This is a genomic window from Argonema galeatum A003/A1, from assembly GCF_023333595.1.
GTDB classification, from domain to species: Bacteria; Cyanobacteriota; Cyanobacteriia; order Cyanobacteriales; family Aerosakkonemataceae; genus Argonema; species Argonema galeatum.
In genome coordinates this window covers 204,758-221,589 of record NZ_JAIQZM010000007.1, presented here as the reverse complement: position 1 = coordinate 221,589, position 16,832 = coordinate 204,758, and the positions used below count along the sequence as shown (strand labels likewise).

Genomic DNA, 16,832 nt, shown 5'->3' with positions numbered 1-16,832 from the left:
ATGCTGCTATCTCTGCCACTGGTGCAAGATTGGGTGATTGTTTGCGCCGGTGGCGTTGGCTTTCGGAAATCGCCGGGGCTTTCTTTTTTTTCAATACTGCGATCGCGGTGGGAGCCTCAATCTCGCCTGGGATGCCATCAAAAGGCAGAATTCTGCTTTGCCTTGATGGGGTTGGCAGCGCACTGCTCTGCAAATTCAGCTTTGAAAGCAGCAGAGAGAAGAAAGCGATAGCCTCAGTTCTGGCTCGGATGGAAGCAGCTGAGAGCGTGATGCGCCTTGCCCAAATTGCCAAGGCTCCGGCGATCCAACCTTCACTGCCACCATCAAATCCCCCAGAGCCAACGGTGGTCAAAGATTTTGACACCGCTGCGGTCATTGAAGAAAGCACGGGTATTGGACTCCTGGGAAACTCCGGCAGCGGCAAAACCTGTCTCGCGAAACTGTTGGCTGGCGAAATGGGAGGGCAGATTTTGGTCTTAGATCCACACGACGATTCGACAAATACTAACTGGGCTGGCTTGCACGTAATTCGAGATTACGAACTGATAGCCGAACAGTTGGAACTGCTCTTAGGTCTGTTAGATGACAGAGATAAAACGCCGCTTTGTATCATTGCCGATGAGTGGCCTGCGGTTCGGGCATGGTGCAAACAACAAGGGGTGGATGTAGCCGATCGCTTTCTACTGCGGTATGGATCGGAAGCCAGAAAGTTCAACAAGCTGCCCATCTTCTGTTCTCAGAGCGGGAATGTTAAGGCCCTGGGGTTAGAGGGAATGGGTGATTTCCTGGAGAATTTCAGTTTGATTCGATTGCACCGAGTCGCCGAGAAGCACGCCCGAAATTTAAGCGATCGGTCTGTTTTTGCCTGGTGCAATCAAGTAGCTTATCCCTGCTTGGTTGGCGATGAGCCTCATGTTCACCCAACTCACGGGCATCACGAGCGATTTTATAAAGGAGCGCCGCCGAGGGGCTTGAAGCCGCTGCGATCGTCACAATTAACAATACCTTTAGCAAAGTAAGAAAGCGAGAACCTTAATGACTGATATCCACACTAAGCTTATTCCTTTTGACGGAGACTTCGATCCAGACAAACTCTCGGAGTACGACTGGCTAATAGAAGCGATCGCCGCTGGTTGTATATCGTGGATTGAAGACATAAGAGAAGATGAGGAAATAGCGATTAGCACGTTTTGAATAATTCTCAAATATACTTTTGTGAAATTTGTGGACACGAATTATACATTGGAGACCCGCCAGAAGCCGGAAGATATTGCACCAATCTAAATTGCCCAAAATGATTAGAAAATGCTTCATTATCGCCCATGATACCGAATTTCTTGGAATAACCATCACAGGATATTACATCTGCAATTCCAACCAAACGTACCAATCCGACGATCCTGATATTAGAGTTTTTCGGAGCAAGGAAGAAGCTGAATATTTTATCGAAAAAATCAAGGATTGTTTCTCAGATGAAATAAGACGAAATGTTGACCCAAATTTTGATTTTTCCCGCCTTCGAGTGGAAGAACAAGAAAGGGATCTAGAGAATTTCATTCACATCATTGTTTAATCAGACGCCTCTCTATCCGTCCGTCAAGTAAGCTTAATGATTTGATGTTTCGCCGGATAGTTAAAAGCTGCCCGGCTTTAGTGTACTACAAACCTACCCTCTGAATCTATTTATGAATATCAGTATCGAAAGAAATGGTAGCCGCAATCTTAGGCTTAGATGGAATTGCCAAGGAAAGCGACACTGTCTTAGCTTGGGCGTGGAAGATACAAAATCTAATCGCCTAAAAGCCGAAAGGTTCAAACTTCAAATTGAAGCAGATATAGAAGATGGAACTTTCGACCCAACTTTAGCGAAATACAAATTTCACCCTAGCCTAAAAAAACCGATCGCCGAACTAACAAGCGCAGAGCTTTTTCAGCAATGGCTTAGCTATAAGGCAAGATTTGTCGATCGCCGCACAATAGACTGGTATCGGCCTGCGTTAAAACATCTGGAAGAATATTTTGGGAATCTTTCGGCTAGTGAAATCAGTCCAGCGATCGCCGCTAACTTTGCTGCCTGGCTCATGCCACAGGCGAAACCGGAGACAGTACGGCGTAAGCTGGAATCGTGCAAGGCTGCGTGGGACTGGGCGATGGAACAAGGAACAATCAGTCACAACCCGTGGGTAAAGACGGCGAATTTGATAAACCTCCCGGCGCAAGAGATGCCCAACCCATTCACTAAAGAAGAAGTGAATCTGATTTTGGAAGGCTTTAAATCCTTGTACCAGCCCTTGTACCAGTTCATTAGATTTTTGTTTGGTACTGGCTGTAGAACTGGCGAGGCGCGTGGATTGAGGTGGGTAGACTTATCTAATGACTGCCGACGTTGTACCATCAGTGGGCAGTTAAGCAGAACTGGCAGGAAGCCGCCAAAAAACAGGAAAAGTCGAGTGATTTTACTACCTGACTCCCTGGCGGCAATGCTCAGGGACTTAAAGAAGGAATCTGACGAATCGGAATATGTTTTTTTGTGGAAGGGTAAGCCCATCGAGGAATCACGGCTTTATCGGCGCTGGAAGAGGGTTTTGAGGATACAAGGGGTAGTCTTTCGAGAGCCGTACAACACTCGCTCCACGTTCATCAGTCACGCATTAGAGGCGGGTATGAGTCCACAAGCGATCGCCGAACAAACCGGACATTCTCTCAAAATTTTGTTTGCTCACTATGCAGGCTATCTCCAGTCATCCACCAAGTTACCGGAGATTTTTTGATTACTAGAAGCCATTTAAAAACCCCGCAGCTTAGCTTCGGGGTTTATTTTTTCTTATATTTTTGAATGGAGGTAAGCGGACTCGAACCGCTGACATCCTGCTTGCAAAGCAGGCACTCTACCAACTGAGTTATACCCCCGAAATTGGGACTTTTTTTAGTCACCTCTGTTATCTTAGCTCTTTATTTCACTTTTGCAAGGGGTAAGAGCAAGAATTTTTTGGAAGCACACCTTATCTACAATACCTCTGCTAAGTTAACTTGTAAAGTAGAGCAAAAAATTTTTACAAGTTCCGTTAGGGGAAATGGCCCAAGTTGTCGTAACTTTCTATAAATTCGTTAGGTTGCCGGATTTTGCCGACAAACGAGACTCCCTGTTGTCACATTGTCAAGCACAGGGCGTCAGGGGGACGATTCTGCTGGCAGGAGAAGGCATCAACGGGACGATCGCAGGCGATCGCGAGGGAATTGACTCCGTGCTATCCTTTTTGCGCTTTGACCCCCGCCTAGTAGACCTGGAACACAAAGAGTCCAACGCCGAGGGGACACCATTCGATCGCATGAAGGTGCGCCTCAAGAAAGAAATCGTCACCTTGGGATTACCCGAAATCGATCCCCTTGAGCAAGTTGGCACCTATGTCAATCCTCAAGACTGGAATGCGCTAATCTCCGATCCAGAGGTGATCGTCATTGACACCCGCAACGATTATGAGGTGGGTATCGGCACCTTTAAAGGAGCGCAAAATCCCCAAACTGCCTCATTTCGGCAATTTCCAGACTACGTTCGCGTCCGCCTCGACCCCACCAAACACAAAAAAGTTGCCCTATTCTGCACTGGCGGCATTCGCTGCGAAAAAGCAACATCCTTCATGAAGGCCCAAGGGTTTCCAGAGGTTTATCACCTCAAAGGCGGCATCCTCAAGTATTTGTCAGAAGTTCCAGCACAAGAGAGTCTGTGGTCAGGGGAATGTTTTGTTTTTGACCAACGCATTGCCCTGGGTCATGGGTTGGAGGTAGGAACTGATGAAATCTGTCCCAGATCCGAAGATGCGATCGATATTGACAAAGCCAAAGAATGCTGATGAAACCAAATATTTACGTGAGAGAGGCAAGTTCGGCTCTTCCGTACTTAGTGTGCTAAGTTAACTTAAATTTATCCTCAAGGCTTTGCTACGTAAGCCGTTGAGTTATTTACACCCAAAGCTTGGTTATGGCAACTTGCTGTAGAGGGCAATCACCTTGAAATCCCTGCCAAGCTTTGCGCGTAGGACACAAAAAAACTAATCGTTTGGCACACTAAGTACGGAAGACCCCTTACGCATCGATTGCCTAAAAAATTCGCGCTCTTAAGCTGTCGCGCATTTACAGCGGTTCCCGCTGTTAAGAGGTACAGTATGCGAAGGGGAAGGGCGAAGCATGACCGTATTTTATCTTTGCTGATTACCAATAAATCATCTGCCGGAATGCGGAGCCCCTACTTAAAATGTACTTCATTACAGCGGGAACCGCTGTGAATTTTACGCTGGGACGGGCAAGATGCCCATCCCACAATAATCTTAATCAAAGTTGACTGTAAAATTTAGATACAAAGCAGCTTATCTCTCTTATCTGCGTTCATCTGCGTTCATCTGTCTTCATCTGCGGTAAAAATTTAACCAACGATGACAACAGACAATTTACCGATATAACTTATGCTTTAATCGCAACTACTCGAATTCTGCGGTAGTCGGCTATCCAAGTTCCATCTCGATACAGAGTTGGCTTCAAACGGCGCTCAATTTCTCGAATTGCACTTGCTTGTTGTTCGGCAGAAATTCCTGAGAGAAAATGACTTGCGAACATTTGAATCCAGTTCGCTACGCCTGCATCTCCATCTTCTAGAGGAGTGGGCCGATCGAATAAAACGGCATACTTTACGTCAAAGCCTTGTTGCTCCAACAGCGTAGCGTACTCACCGATGCTGGGAAAATACCAAGGATTCATTTTTTCGGGGGACGGATAGCCGAGGTCTTCCAAGACGCTGTAGAGCGTTTGGGCGATCGCATTGATATTCCCCTTACCACCAAATTCCGCCACAAAGCGACCTACCGGCTTGAGTGCGTCTCGAATGCAACGGATAACAGCATCCGGTTCTTGAATCCAATGCAGCGCCGCATTAGAAAAGACAGCATCAAACGATCGATCGACTTTAAAATCCTTCCCATCTGCAACCGCAAACTCAAGATGAGGATAGTTTTCTTTCGCCTTCTCAATCATAGCAGGAGCATAGTCAATTCCCATCACAATAGCTCCAGCCTGGGCAATCTTTTCCGTCAATTGTCCCGTACCGCAGCCAAGGTCAAGAATTCGCTCCCCCGGTTTTACAGCCAGCAAATTAAGTAATTCTTCGCCATATTGCCAAACAAATGAATGTTTTCTTTCGTAGAGAGCAGTATCCCAACGATTTTCTAGCATCGCAAAATCTCCTTTATCCACATCTTACAGCGAGTTTCAGTTGCATTAAGTACACCCCAGAAACCCGGTTTCTTGAAGAAACCGGGTTTCTCTGCACCTCCTTCAAGAAACCGGGTTTCTCTGCACCTAACTCACCTAAAAAAAGCTGTAAAAGGTGAGAATCTTTAGCCCCCCTTTTTAAGGGGGGTTGGGGGGATCTCTTCGTAAATCCTAACTGATTCGATCGATAAATTATATCACGTCCTTACGCATCGGCCACCTAAAAAACGCTTCTTCTTACTCTTATCTGCGTTTATCTGCGTTCATCTGTCTTCATCTGCGGTAAAAATGTAACCAAGGATGACAACAGACAATTTGACGATCTCACTCATGTACTTTTAGAGCCCAAAAATTCAGGCCGTGAGTGCTGAGTATGTTTAAGTTTTTCCTCCAAAGCGTGCCAATCTGACTCTTCGATATGGGCAATCAATTCGTCAACCCTGTGGCGATATTGTTCGAGACTTCGCAGCAATTCGCCTTTATTATACCGCGCCATCATTACTCCTAACTCTGGATTTCCGCCGCCAACCCGACTGGTATCGCGGAAACCGGAACTAGCCAATTGTTGTGCTAATTCCAACACATTTGGGTCAGTTTCGTGCATACAAGCGTCAATCAAACCAGCACTCACCATTACTGGCAAATGGGAAATCCAAGCCACAGCTTTATCGTGGTTTTCTGGACGGCAGAGATAGAATTTGCAGGCGAGCGATCGCACAATTTCTTCTACTACCTTCACAGCATTTGCAGGCGTCGTTTCCACAGGCGTCAGCACATAAGGATTACCAGCAAATAAATTGGATATAGCCGCATCCAAACCGCTTTCTGCGGTTCCAGCCATCGGATGTCCGCCCACAAAATTAGGCCAAATAGCAGCAGCCGCTTTCACAATTGGCGTCTTCACCGAACCAACATCCGTCACAATTGTATGAGCCGAAAGGTGGGGAATCAGTTCCTCAACCGTGGGAATAATTGCGCCCAAGGGAGTGCAAATAAACACGACATCAGCCGCCGCCAGCATTGAGAGATTGACGCCAGCATCATCCACAATGCCGCGTGCTAGAGCCTCCTGACAAGTGCTAGAGCGACGGCTGACGCCCAAGATTTGGTGACCGAGGCTACGTAAATCTAACCCTAACGAACCACCAATTAATCCCAGTCCGACAATACCAATGTTCATCGCTTCTGGGATTAAAGGTAATACCTAACAGTAGTAACGACCCGACTTTTGCGAGCGCGTAACTTCGCTTTCAAGAAGACAGCTGTTTGGTTATGCAAAATTCCCTCCCACCAATTCCGGGTTACAAAAGCCGGAATGATTACCGTCGATAAAACACCAGCGTGCCGATCTTCAAACTCGCTTACAAAATCGACAATCGGACTAATTACCGATCGATAAGGCGAATCCAGAATTACTAAAGGAATATCTGCCTCTAGTTGTTGCCATCGTTTTTGTAGCTTCTCTCGATCTGTTGTACCGATATCGACACTAATCGCCACAATTTCATCGGCTATGCTCCGTGCATAGTCTAATGCTTCTAGAGTACCTCGGTTCAATTGACCTACCACAACCACTGCTGGGTGAGTAACAGTATCCGTTTTTGGTCTAGGAATATGACTCCGAGGCGCTATTCCCTCAAGACTCAGACGTTCTGCCACATATTTATAGTGACGGCGAATGGCTATAAATAGGGTCACAAGCAAAGGAATTGCCACCACAACTAACCAAGCTCCCTCCAGGAATTTTGTCGCTACGATCACTCCTAGAACCACTGTTGTAGCAATAGCTCCTATACCGTTCATCAAGGCGCTTGCTCTCCAACCGGATGTTCGTTCTTTGAACCAGCGGCGTACCATCCCAGCTTGGGAGAGAGTAAATGAAGTGAACACACCCACTGCATACAGGGGAATAACTGCGTTAACTTGACCTCCGAAGATAACGATCAAAACACCAGCACATACGCTCAAGAAAATAACCCCGTTGGAATAGACTAGACGATCGCCCAATAGTGCTAATTGTCGGGGCAAAAATCCATCGCGAGCCAAAAAGTAACAAAGTCTGGGAAAGTCCGCAAAGCTGGTATTGGCAGCTAAAAGTAAGATTAACAGCGTGGCAACTTGGATAAAGTAGTAAAATGGGTTATTTTCCCCCAAAATCTGGCGACCCAACAGTGAAACTACTGTTTCTGTTTGTCCCACTTTTGGAACAATATGGTAAGCATTGGTTAACAAAGTAATTCCCAGGAACATAATTCCCAGAATTTCGCCCATAAACAGCAATGTAGTGCGGGCATTTTTAGACTCAGGTTTCTTAAACGCTAGAACCCCATCGGATATCGCTTCCACTCCGGTAAGCGCCGTACAACCTCTAGAAAAGGCATTCAAAACGAAAAATAAACTGACCGATTCTTTAACTGGAAGATCGGGGTAATTTTCAGGTATATGCCCGGTAGCCTGTTGATAAAAACCAACGCCAATCAGGATAAAAATGCTGATGACAAAAGTATAAGTGGGAATCATAAACAGCTGACCTGATTCCCGTACCCCCCTCAAATTAGCCACCATCAACAGGAAAACAAAAATCAAGCAAAGTGGTACTGTCCACTTTTGTAATTCTGGAATTGCTGAGGTTAAGGCGGCTGTTCCAGCAGAAACGCTCACTGTCACCGTCAGGATGTAGTCGATCATCAGCGAACCACCTGCCACGAGTCCCGGAATTAGGCCCAGGTTCTCGCGGGCAACGATGTAGGAGCCACCACCCATAGGGTAAGCTCGGATGGTTTGCCTATAGGAAAAAACGACGATTCCCAGCAGCAGGACGATCGCGACAGAAATTGGTACAGACCAACCCAGAGCAGCACTTCCGGCGGCTACCAGAACCAGTAAGATTTCTTCTGTGGCGTAAGCAACCGATGAGAGCGCATCAGAGGAAAGAACAGCCAATGCAGCGGCTTTACTCAACCGTTCTTCTGCATGGGCGCTCGTCGGTAACGATTCACCGACTAGAAATCGTTTGACTTGAGAATAAAACGACATAGAGAGTCCACCGATACGATCGCTGCTATCTAGTCTAGGAGACTGGGTTTACTCGTTAAAGTATAAAGCCCAACCTATACAGTAGGGTTAGCGCTCTTAGCATATCAGCGTTAACAATTGGAATATGGACACAAAACTCTTGTTGAGGCAGTCTGGGGCTTTCGACTGCTAGTTGCGCCCATGCAGCTTGCCTCCAAGAGCCTCTTCTGTCTCCCAGATGTAGCAAACTAAAAGTGAAATGGTATTGGCACTCCCGCGCCGTCCGTTCCATCAATCTAGTCCGTATGTGTGCAAGGTAGCCTAATGCAAGTAGAAGAATTTCTAAAAAAATACGCAGCAGGAGCCAGAGATTTTACTGGTGTTAACCTCAGCGAGGCCAATTTAAGTGGCGTTAACCTGAGCGGGGCCAATTTGAGCGGGGCCAATCTGAGCATATCAAACCTCAGCGGCGCTAACCTGAGCGAAGCCAATCTAAGTCAGGCAAAACTCAACGTTGCTAGGCTCAGTGGCGCCAATCTCACTAATGCCAATTTAAACGGAGCTATCCTTAACGTAGCCAATTTGGTTCGCGCTGACCTGGGTGGAGCCGAACTCGTGCAAGCTTCCCTGATCAGAGCCGAACTGATTCGGGCCGAACTCAGCGGAGCTAACTTGAGCGGAGCTAACTTGACAGGAGCCGATTTAGCAGAGGCAAGACTTAGGTTAGCTAACTTGAGCGGAGCTAACCTGAGCGAGGCCAATCTCAGGGGAACCTGCCTGACAGAAGCTAGCTTGGAACAGGCTAACTTGCACGGGAGCGATCTGAGTCGGGCTGACCTCAGCGGAGCCGACCTCAGAGGTGCAGAACTCAGACAAACCAATCTCGGTTTAGCCGATCTGAGCGGCGCTGATTTGAGTGGGGCGAATCTGAGATGGGCCGATTTGAGTGGAGTGAATCTCAAATGGGCTAACCTGAGCGAGGCAAAGTTGAGTGGGGCAAACTTAAGTGGGGCGGATTTGAGCAATGCGAACTTATTAAATGCTAGTCTGGTTCATGCGGATTTAAGCCAAGCCAATTTGATCCGGGCAGATTGGGTTGGTGCCGATCTAACGGGTGCAACTTTAACCGGAGCTAAGCTGTATGCTGTTTCCCGCTTCGGTCTGAAGACGGAAGGGATGACCTGCGAGTGGATGGATTTAAGCCCGGATGGCGATCGCTCTGCGATCTACCGTCTGAGCGTCGAAGAAGCAAGAAGGTTTTTTCATCAAACATTACCTACGATCCGCATCATCGTCGATGCCCCTTTAGACCAAGACGCTAACTTTGCCTTAGCTGCTACTTATTATCACTTCGCTCAAGAATATCCGAGCCTAAATCGCCCACCCAGTATTGAAGTGGGCGATCGGAGAACTACTATCACACTTAGGATTGATAGTGACGAGCAATTATTTCCTACTGCTTATGTCGCTATTTCCCCCTTTGACGATGCCTCTGCCACTCAGGAAAATATCATGACTTTGCTCCAAATGGTTCAACAAGAAGATATAGAAACTCTGAACGCTCAAGAAAAAAATCAACTTCAGCAAATAAGTGGCGACCTAATTCACTTAATTACTAAACTCCACAAAAGTAAGATTTTGAAATATTTCCCTAAAAATCTAAAAAAGGGTAATTTCTTTCAATCTCCAACTCAAACAATTTTAAATAATTCCAACGACAGAGTTTTGAATCTTTATAATCATCCTACTTTTGGCAAAAAGATTATTACGCCAGTGAAGATAGAACCTTCGGTTAAAATAGCTGTAAATACCAATAAGTTAGCATTGCCTGCTTTGAATGTAATCTGTGATTTTATCAAAACATTTCCTTGATCGAAGAGTGGGTAGTGCTTTTCGGAAAAATCGCATTTTGCTGGGACAAAATTGAGAAAAACTATGATAACAGCAACAACTTAAAAGTTAAATGTTGTTTGAACTATCAGGATTATGGATAAGGTAGCCAATCATGGAAGTCGAAGAATTTATAACTAAATACGAAGCAGGAGAAAGAAACTTTGCTGCTGCCAACCTGACCGAGGCTAACCTGAGTGGTTTTAACCTGAGCGGTGCTAATTTAAGTGGGGCTAACCTGAGTGTGGCTAACCTCAGTGGCGCAAATCTCTATGCAGCAAACTTAAGTCATGCCAAACTCAACGTCGCCAGACTGAGCGGTGCTAATCTCACCAAGGCTAACTTGAACAGAGCTGTTCTCAACGTGGCTAACTTGATTCGAGCAGACCTGGGTGGAGCGGAACTCATCCAAGCAGCCTTAATCAGAGCCGAACTGATTCGAGCCGAACTCAGCAGGGCGAACCTTACAGGGGCTAACCTCACCAGTGCTGATCTCCGAGAAGCAAAACTTAGACAAGCTAACCTCAGTCGCGCTAACCTGAGTGGGGCTAATCTCAGGGGTGCTTCTCTGACAGCAGCCAACTTGGAGGGGGCAAATTTGCATGGAAGCGATCTGAGTCGAGCCGATCTTACTGGCGCTAACCTGAGAGATGCCGAACTCAGACAAGCTAACCTCAGTTGCGCCAACTTGAGCGGAGCCAATTTGAGTGGGGCAAATCTGAGATGGGTTGACTTAAGTGGCGCGAATTTGAGATGGGCCGATCTCAGCGATGCCAAATTGAGTGGGGCTAACTTAATTGGGGCAGACTTAAGCAATGCCAATTTATTAAATGCCAGCTTGGTTCACGCCGATCTCACACAAGCAAGATTGATCCGGGCTGATTGGACTGGTGCGGACTTATCGGGAGCTACTTTAACTGGGGCAAAACTTTATGCGGTTTCTCGCTTCGGTCTGAAAACTGAAGGCTTAATTTGTGAGTGGGTAGATTTAAGCCCGGATGGCGATCGGACCCAGATTTACCGCCTCAGTTCTGAAGAAGCGAGAAAGTTTTTTCATCAAACTTTACCTACCGTCCAGATTATTATCGACGCACCCTTAGACCACGAATCTCATTTTACCTTAGCTTCCTGTTACCATCAAATCGCTCAGCAACAGTCAGTTTTCTACCTACCACCCAGCATTAAAGTAGGCCGTCGCCGCACTCTGCTCACATTTGTGATAGATAACGATAACCAATTATTTTCCACTGCTTACCTTGCTATTCTTCCCTTTACAGATAGTGAAGCTACTCATAAAAATATCATTATCTTAATGCAGATGCTGCAATCGCAAGAGATGGACAATTTAAGTATCAAAGAACCCGATCGCCTACAGAAGTTGAGTAACGCCCTTATTCAAGGATTGAGCAAAATTTTTTCCGTCAAGTTATTGAAAAGTAGTTTCGCAATCAAGGAAGATTCTAAATTTTTTCAATCTCCTACCCAGATCGTTTTAACTAATTCTAGCGATCAAACTTTGAATATATATCATCATCCCCAGTTTGGGAAACGTTTTGTTAAACCATCCAGCTTCGCCAATCCCGACCAAATAACTTCAATAGAGCCAGTGAAATATACTCCGCCTTCTGCTAGCGTAGTTTTTGATTTTATCAAAAACTTTCCAGCCCTGGAGAAATAAGTCTTTTGGTTGAAAAATTATTATAATAAGCAAAGACGAAAGTTGGTAAAATGGCCCTGGAGTTGAGAGGTAAACGGATGAACGCATGGCGCGATCGCTTCGGGCAGATGATGGGCCGTAAACGTTTTGTGGTCTGTCGTCTATTTATCCATCTAGCTGGTGAACAAATTGCCCCACTCCTGGGCGTCCTCAATCGGGCTGCACGGCAGGCAATTGATGCAGAACGGCAGGCAATTGACCCAGAAGACAATATGCAAGTCTTGGGCGAAGGATTGGTGGATATCTGCCAAAACCTATTGCAGTACGACACCAACTGGCAATCTGCCGCCAATGAAGGCAACGTCTTTTCGGAGGAAGGCGAAGCGGGTGACGAATTCAACAATTTATTTACCGACTCCGCCCAGCGGTACTTAAGCGGCGAACCAGACCTGTCACGCCCCGCACCAGGAGCAAACGAACCTTTGTATCTGCCGGTGACTCGTCACCTGATCGTGATGATTACGATCGCTTATGAAGGCGAAGTTCCCGAATTGGAAGGGGATCTCTCCAACCTAAGCGCCCTCAAAGCTGGTCTGAAAGCATTGATTAACCTACACTATAAAGGAACCTTGCGGGCCATCCAAATTCACTGGTCACCCGCTCAATTGGGCGATGAATTAACTTCTGACCAACTGTTGGAGCATTTTCCAGAATTAATCCCTCTCTAACTGGTATACTTCGCACGGGCATAAATGGGCGAAGCATTCCGTGAATAATTTGTTAGTTGAACCCAAAGATCTTTGACGGAATGCGAAAGCCCCTACAGGGATAAAAAAAGCTCGGTCACAGGCCGTGCTGAGTATAGCAGAAATAGATTGCTGCTTTACACCCTTGTGAGCAGGTTCACCCCAAACCAAGCTTGTTGTGAAATTATCATGGCCAGTCACCAAACCGTATTTCGTAAATTTACTACCCTTTTTCTCGCTCTGACCTTGTGCTGGACAACTGTCGCTTGCGGCGGCAATTCTACCTCAAACAGACAATACAATCAGAACAGTCCGGCGCGATCGGCTCCCACCAAAATCAATCCAGGGGAGTATCCCGTGCAGCAGGCTAGCTATAACGATGCCAATGGGGAATACAGCTTGTTTTTGCTCAACACCCAACCCGGTACGCCTTCTACCTTTCGGACCACAGACTTACAGATGGCAAGTCTGACACCGGAAGAGGTATCCGCTGGCAAAAAGAGTTATCTGAAGGTTGAAAACGGTCAAACCTCCTTGCACCTAAAGGAAGACTTCAAGATTGAATATATCCACGCAGTCACCGAAACTAGGACAGATCCGCAAACCGGACAACCCCAAACCGTAATCGTGCGTCAGCAAAGCAGCGGCTTCTGGGCACCCTTTGCCGGTGCTGTAGCGGGGAATTTGGTGAGCGGCTTGTTATTTAGACCCCAGTACTACGTGCCGCCAGTATATCAGCCTGGAGTCAGCGTTATGACTGGGTATGGCGGGTATGGCAGCACCTATAACCAAGCGGTTGGACAGTACCAAACTCGTTACCAAACGCCTCCACCGGCGGTAAGAAATCGACAATCCACTTTACGTACTACGGGTAATATCAGAAACTCTCCTTCTTCTCGGCCAAGCTACACCAGTCCTTCGCGCCCATCTACTACCAATCGCCCCACAGGTTCTGGTTTTGGCTCCAGTACCCTGCGCCAATCTGGCAGATCTCAACCCAGTCGCAATCCATCGTCTAGTTTTGGCAGCGGTGGCAGGAGTCGTAGCAGTGGTTTCGGCAGCAGAAAGCGCTAGGAAAGGCAAAAGTCAAAAAGGGGCTAGGGACTAGGGACTAGGGACTAGGGAAGAGGGAAGATTCTGCCCCTCTGCTCCTCTGCCCCTCTGCTCCTCTGCCCCTCTGCTCCTCTGCCCCTCTGCCCCTCTGCTCCTCTGCCCCTCTGCTCCTCTGCCCCTCTGCTCCTCTGCTCCTCTGCTCCTCTGCTCCTCTGCCCCTCGGCCCCTCGGCCCCTCTGCTCCTCTGCCCCTCTGCTCCTCTGCTCCTCTGCTCCTCTGCCCCTCTGCCCCTCTGCTCCTCTGCCCCTCTGCCCCTCTGCTCCTCTGCCCCTCTGCTCCTCTGCTCCTCTGCTCCTCTGCCCCTCTGCTCCTCTGCTCCTCTGCCCCTCTGCCCCTCTGCTCCTCTGCTCCTCTGCCCTCTTCCCTAGTCCCGATCCCCTATTTTGTATTGCAGCGTTCAACTCGGCTAATAACCTGCCTACAATTAAATACGGGCTAAATTTTTAGTCTGAAGGGGCATGGCATACCATCCAATCAAGCGGACAAAGGTTAGCTTTTGATTCACCCACCCCATCCCCTGCTTTGGAGATTGGGAAACGCAATAACAGCAATAAATTTTTTAGGAACTCTTGCTTCATGTTTACTAAGCAGGTAACGGACTCAAAAGTATACAACTGGTTTCAGGAACGCCTAGAGATTCAGGCGCTTGCTGAGGATGTATCCAGCAAGTACGTTCCTCCCCACGTCAATATCTTTTATTGCCTGGGCGGGATTACACTGGTTTGCTTTATAATCCAGTTCGCCACTGGATTCGCCATGACTTTCTACTACAAGCCAACTGTTACCGAAGCTTTTGCCTCGGTGCAGTACATAATGACGGAAGTTAACTTTGGCTGGCTCATCCGTTCTATCCACCGCTGGTCTGCCAGCATGATGGTACTGATGATGGTTTTGCACACCTTCCGAGTCTACTTAACGGGCGGTTTCAAAAAGCCCCGCGAACTGACTTGGGTGACTGGCGTCATCCTGGCTGTAATCACCGTTTCCTTTGGCGTGACTGGTTACTCTCTACCTTGGGATCAAATCGGTTACTGGGCGGTGAAAATCGTTAGTGGCGTTCCCGAAGCGATTCCTGTGGTTGGCACGCTAATAGCTGACTTGTTGCGCGGCGGTTCAAGTGTGGGTCAAGCAACTTTGACTCGCTACTACAGCGCCCACACTTTTGTTCTGCCTTGGCTAATCGCTGTGTTCATGCTGCTGCACTTCTTGATGATTCGCAAGCAAGGCATTTCGGGCCCATTGTAATCTCGGCTCGGCAACTGCCGTTTTAAAGAACGTAACAGAGGAGAGCATTTTCCACTATGTCAATCATCAAAAAACCGGATCTGACCGATCCAGAATTACGCGCCAAACTAGCTCAGGGTATGGGCCATAACTATTATGGCGAACCCGCTTGGCCTAATGACTTGCTGTATGTTTTCCCCATTGTGATTATGGGGACGATCGCTTTGTGTATCGGTTTGGCTGTTCTCGATCCAGCTGTGGTTGGGGAACCAGCTAACCCGTTTGCGACGCCTCTGGAAATTTTGCCAGAATGGTACCTCTGGCCTGTTTTCCAGATCCTGCGTACAGTACCGAATAAATTACTGGGCGTTTTGTTGATGGCTTCAGTACCCTTGGGTCTGATTCTTGTTCCATTTATTGAAAATGTTAACAAGTTTCAGAATCCCTTCCGTCGTCCGGTGGCTACAACTGTGTTTTTGTTCGGTACTCTGGTTACTATTTACCTGGGAATCGCTGCTACTCTGCCGATCGATAAATCCATCACCTTGGGTCTGTTCTAAAAACTGAATAGCCTTTGATATGACGTCCGTTGAGTTTCTTAGCAGTATATAGAGAAATTCAGCTGGCGTCATATTGATTTTGGATTTTAGATTTAAAATTAAATGTCAATTTTTGGGATAATATATATCCCTCTGCCTAAAATTACTGACGGGTTGAGACACAAACTATCTTGAAGCAAATTAGAGTAAAAAAATGCCGAAAAAGCCAAAGTTTCCCTATCTAGTGGGTTCAAAATGGACAGCCAAGCAGAAAACTTGGGGTTGGAGACATTTTCAGGTGGTAAACCGAAAAAAAGAGGGTAAGTGGGTGTTTGCGGAAATGGTGGCATCCTGCGACCCTAGCGTCCGGTTTTGGATCAACGCCAAATCTCTCAAGCAACAATCTATGTGGCAGGCGGGTTGGCAGTCTCTACAAGAAATGCAGACGATCGATGAGATACATCTGTGGGAAGATGATTCATCCAAAATATTGGTATCAGCGATGGATCGAGGATGGAGATGAAACGACTCGGTAAAACGGATGTTACTATTAGTGCGATCGGTCTGGGTGGTATGCCGATGTCCTTGAGCAGCAGACCGCGAGAGTCGCAGTCAATTGAAGTTATCCATCGCGCTCTCGATATAGGCGTTACCTTAATTGATACGGCAGACTCTTATTGCAAAAATGAGTCGGACAAGCACCACAACGAACGACTTATCCACAAGGCTCTTGTGCAATACAAAGGGGATGTCAGTAACGTTATTGTCGCTACTAAGGGTGGTTTGATGCGGCCCAATGGTGGGTGGACGCGCAACGGCAACCCCGACCATCTGCGGAAGACGATCCGAGAAAGCTTTGAGGCTCTTGGTGGCTCGAAACCGATCGATATCTGGCAGTATCATTCACCTGACTCAAAATACACGATCGAGGAATCCCTAGCACCTGTAAAAGAAGCGGTGAAGGAAGGTTTAATCCGCTTTGTGGGTGTTTCCAATTTCTCGGTGGAACAGATTAAACGCGCTCGCGATGTGGTAGGAATTGTTTCTGTCCAAAATCAGTACAATCCTTGGTATCGCCAACCTGAGTTTGATGGGGTGCTGGAATATTGCGAAAAGGAAGGATTGACGTTTTTGCCTTGGAGTCCGCTGGGTGGTAGCAGTCGCGTTCGTAATTTGGAAGATATTGGCGCGATCGCACAATTAGCCAAAGAAAAAAGCGTGTCGGTGTACAATATCGTGCTGGCATGGCTAATGGCAAAGTCTCCCTGTGTTGTGCCTATTCCCGGTGCTAGCAAGGTTTCCAGTATTGAGGACTCGGTGCGTGCGGTTGATGTGAAGCTGTCTGCTGAGGAAGTAGCAAGGATTGACGACGCCACAAAAGAGTGA

The 16,832-nt window shown here is 47.2% G+C and carries 16 protein-coding genes and 1 tRNA gene; 12 read left to right on the top strand and 5 right to left on the bottom strand.

Annotation, left to right across the window (positions count from 1 at the left end; translation table 11 throughout):
• The 3 genes from LAY41_RS10540 to LAY41_RS10530 all read left to right on the top strand — a co-directional run.
• Positions 1 to 1,019 (top strand): hypothetical protein (locus LAY41_RS10540; RefSeq protein WP_249097156.1); only part of this gene is annotated, 1,019 nt, incomplete at its 5' end.
• Between the two features lie 16 nt (positions 1,020 to 1,035).
• Entirely contained in the window at positions 1,036 to 1,194 is a 159-nt protein-coding gene (locus tag LAY41_RS10535) for a hypothetical protein (RefSeq protein ID WP_249097154.1), read from the top strand.
• A gap of 491 nt (positions 1,195 to 1,685) precedes the next feature.
• Positions 1,686 to 2,771, top strand: coding sequence for a tyrosine-type recombinase/integrase (locus LAY41_RS10530; RefSeq protein ID WP_249097152.1), 1,086 nt, complete (start codon positions 1,686 to 1,688; stop codon positions 2,769 to 2,771).
• Between the two features lie 66 nt (positions 2,772 to 2,837).
• Here LAY41_RS10530 and LAY41_RS10525 read toward each other — a convergent pair.
• A tRNA-Ala gene (locus LAY41_RS10525) sits at positions 2,838 to 2,910 on the bottom strand.
• Positions 2,911 to 3,074: 164 nt separating this feature from the next.
• Here LAY41_RS10525 and trhO point away from each other — a divergent pair.
• Positions 3,075 to 3,851, top strand: a complete 777-nt coding sequence (gene trhO / locus LAY41_RS10520; RefSeq protein WP_249097151.1) for an oxygen-dependent tRNA uridine(34) hydroxylase TrhO — start codon at positions 3,075 to 3,077, stop codon at positions 3,849 to 3,851.
• Positions 3,852 to 4,458: 607 nt separating this feature from the next.
• On the opposite strand, the gene LAY41_RS10515 is transcribed toward trhO, so the two are convergent.
• The 3 genes from LAY41_RS10515 to LAY41_RS10505 form a co-directional block, all read right to left on the bottom strand.
• Positions 4,459 to 5,223, bottom strand: coding sequence for a class I SAM-dependent methyltransferase (locus LAY41_RS10515; protein ID WP_249097150.1), 765 nt, complete (start codon positions 5,221 to 5,223; stop codon positions 4,459 to 4,461).
• Between the two features lie 367 nt (positions 5,224 to 5,590).
• Positions 5,591 to 6,442: a prephenate/arogenate dehydrogenase gene (locus tag LAY41_RS10510; RefSeq protein WP_249097149.1), complete on the bottom strand. Its 852-nt coding sequence runs from the start codon at positions 6,440 to 6,442 to the stop codon at positions 5,591 to 5,593.
• An 11-nt stretch (positions 6,443 to 6,453) separates the two neighbouring features.
• On the bottom strand, positions 6,454 to 8,298 hold the full coding sequence (locus LAY41_RS10505; protein WP_249097148.1) for an APC family permease: 1,845 nt from the start codon (positions 8,296 to 8,298) through the stop codon (positions 6,454 to 6,456).
• A gap of 303 nt (positions 8,299 to 8,601) precedes the next feature.
• On the opposite strand from LAY41_RS10505, the gene LAY41_RS10500 reads away from it, so the two are divergent.
• The 4 genes from LAY41_RS10500 to LAY41_RS10485 all read left to right on the top strand — a co-directional run bounded on the left by LAY41_RS10500 (position 8,602) and on the right by LAY41_RS10485 (position 13,644).
• A complete protein-coding gene (locus LAY41_RS10500; RefSeq protein ID WP_249097147.1) occupies positions 8,602 to 10,149 on the top strand; it encodes a pentapeptide repeat-containing protein in 1,548 nt (515 codons plus the stop codon).
• 133 nt (positions 10,150 to 10,282) lie between these two features.
• The gene (locus tag LAY41_RS10495) at positions 10,283 to 11,845 is read left to right on the top strand and encodes a pentapeptide repeat-containing protein (RefSeq protein WP_249097145.1); all 1,563 of its coding nucleotides are present in this window, start codon (positions 10,283 to 10,285) and stop codon (positions 11,843 to 11,845) included.
• A gap of 77 nt (positions 11,846 to 11,922) precedes the next feature.
• Positions 11,923 to 12,552 (top strand): DUF1517 domain-containing protein, encoded by a 630-nt coding sequence (locus LAY41_RS10490; protein WP_249097169.1) that lies wholly within the window; start codon positions 11,923 to 11,925, stop codon positions 12,550 to 12,552.
• Positions 12,553 to 12,759: 207 nt separating this feature from the next.
• Positions 12,760 to 13,644: a hypothetical protein gene (locus LAY41_RS10485; protein ID WP_249097144.1), complete on the top strand. Its 885-nt coding sequence runs from the start codon at positions 12,760 to 12,762 to the stop codon at positions 13,642 to 13,644.
• 44 nt (positions 13,645 to 13,688) lie between these two features.
• Here LAY41_RS10485 and LAY41_RS10480 read toward each other — a convergent pair whose 3' ends face one another.
• Positions 13,689 to 14,084: a hypothetical protein gene (locus tag LAY41_RS10480; RefSeq protein ID WP_249097143.1), complete on the bottom strand. Its 396-nt coding sequence runs from the start codon at positions 14,082 to 14,084 to the stop codon at positions 13,689 to 13,691.
• A 175-nt stretch (positions 14,085 to 14,259) separates the two neighbouring features.
• Between LAY41_RS10480 and petB the strand changes: the two genes are divergently transcribed.
• From petB to LAY41_RS10460, 4 genes are all read left to right on the top strand, one after another.
• On the top strand, positions 14,260 to 14,928 hold the full coding sequence (gene petB / locus LAY41_RS10475) for a cytochrome b6 (RefSeq protein WP_249097141.1): 669 nt from the start codon (positions 14,260 to 14,262) through the stop codon (positions 14,926 to 14,928).
• Positions 14,929 to 14,984: 56 nt separating this feature from the next.
• The gene (petD, locus tag LAY41_RS10470) at positions 14,985 to 15,467 is read left to right on the top strand and encodes a cytochrome b6-f complex subunit IV (protein ID WP_249097139.1); all 483 of its coding nucleotides are present in this window, start codon (positions 14,985 to 14,987) and stop codon (positions 15,465 to 15,467) included.
• Between the two features lie 193 nt (positions 15,468 to 15,660).
• Positions 15,661 to 15,969 (top strand): TIGR02450 family Trp-rich protein, encoded by a 309-nt coding sequence (locus LAY41_RS10465; protein ID WP_249097138.1) that lies wholly within the window; start codon positions 15,661 to 15,663, stop codon positions 15,967 to 15,969.
• Positions 15,966 to 16,832 carry an aldo/keto reductase gene (locus LAY41_RS10460; RefSeq protein WP_249097137.1) on the top strand — a complete coding sequence of 289 codons (867 nt, stop codon included), beginning with the start codon at positions 15,966 to 15,968 and terminating at the stop codon, positions 16,830 to 16,832. Before LAY41_RS10465 ends, LAY41_RS10460 begins: the two co-directional genes overlap by 4 nt.

Coding starts and splice junctions, on each gene's coding strand:
- LAY41_RS10535 (WP_249097154.1), top strand. CDS start 1,036: ATGACTGATATCCACACTAAGCTTATTCCTTTTGACGGAGACTTCGAT.
- LAY41_RS10530 (WP_249097152.1), top strand. CDS start 1,686: ATGAATATCAGTATCGAAAGAAATGGTAGCCGCAATCTTAGGCTTAGA.
- LAY41_RS10465 (WP_249097138.1), top strand. CDS start 15,661: ATGCCGAAAAAGCCAAAGTTTCCCTATCTAGTGGGTTCAAAATGGACA.
- LAY41_RS10515 (WP_249097150.1), bottom strand. CDS start 5,223: ATGCTAGAAAATCGTTGGGATACTGCTCTCTACGAAAGAAAACATTCA.
- LAY41_RS10460 (WP_249097137.1), top strand. CDS start 15,966: ATGAAACGACTCGGTAAAACGGATGTTACTATTAGTGCGATCGGTCTG.
- LAY41_RS10495 (WP_249097145.1), top strand. CDS start 10,283: ATGGAAGTCGAAGAATTTATAACTAAATACGAAGCAGGAGAAAGAAAC.
- trhO (WP_249097151.1), top strand. CDS start 3,075: ATGGCCCAAGTTGTCGTAACTTTCTATAAATTCGTTAGGTTGCCGGAT.
- LAY41_RS10505 (WP_249097148.1), bottom strand. CDS start 8,298: ATGTCGTTTTATTCTCAAGTCAAACGATTTCTAGTCGGTGAATCGTTA.
- LAY41_RS10510 (WP_249097149.1), bottom strand. CDS start 6,442: ATGAACATTGGTATTGTCGGACTGGGATTAATTGGTGGTTCGTTAGGG.
- LAY41_RS10500 (WP_249097147.1), top strand. CDS start 8,602: ATGCAAGTAGAAGAATTTCTAAAAAAATACGCAGCAGGAGCCAGAGAT.
- petB (WP_249097141.1), top strand. CDS start 14,260: ATGTTTACTAAGCAGGTAACGGACTCAAAAGTATACAACTGGTTTCAG.
- petD (WP_249097139.1), top strand. CDS start 14,985: ATGTCAATCATCAAAAAACCGGATCTGACCGATCCAGAATTACGCGCC.
- LAY41_RS10485 (WP_249097144.1), top strand. CDS start 12,760: ATGGCCAGTCACCAAACCGTATTTCGTAAATTTACTACCCTTTTTCTC.
- LAY41_RS10490 (WP_249097169.1), top strand. CDS start 11,923: ATGAACGCATGGCGCGATCGCTTCGGGCAGATGATGGGCCGTAAACGT.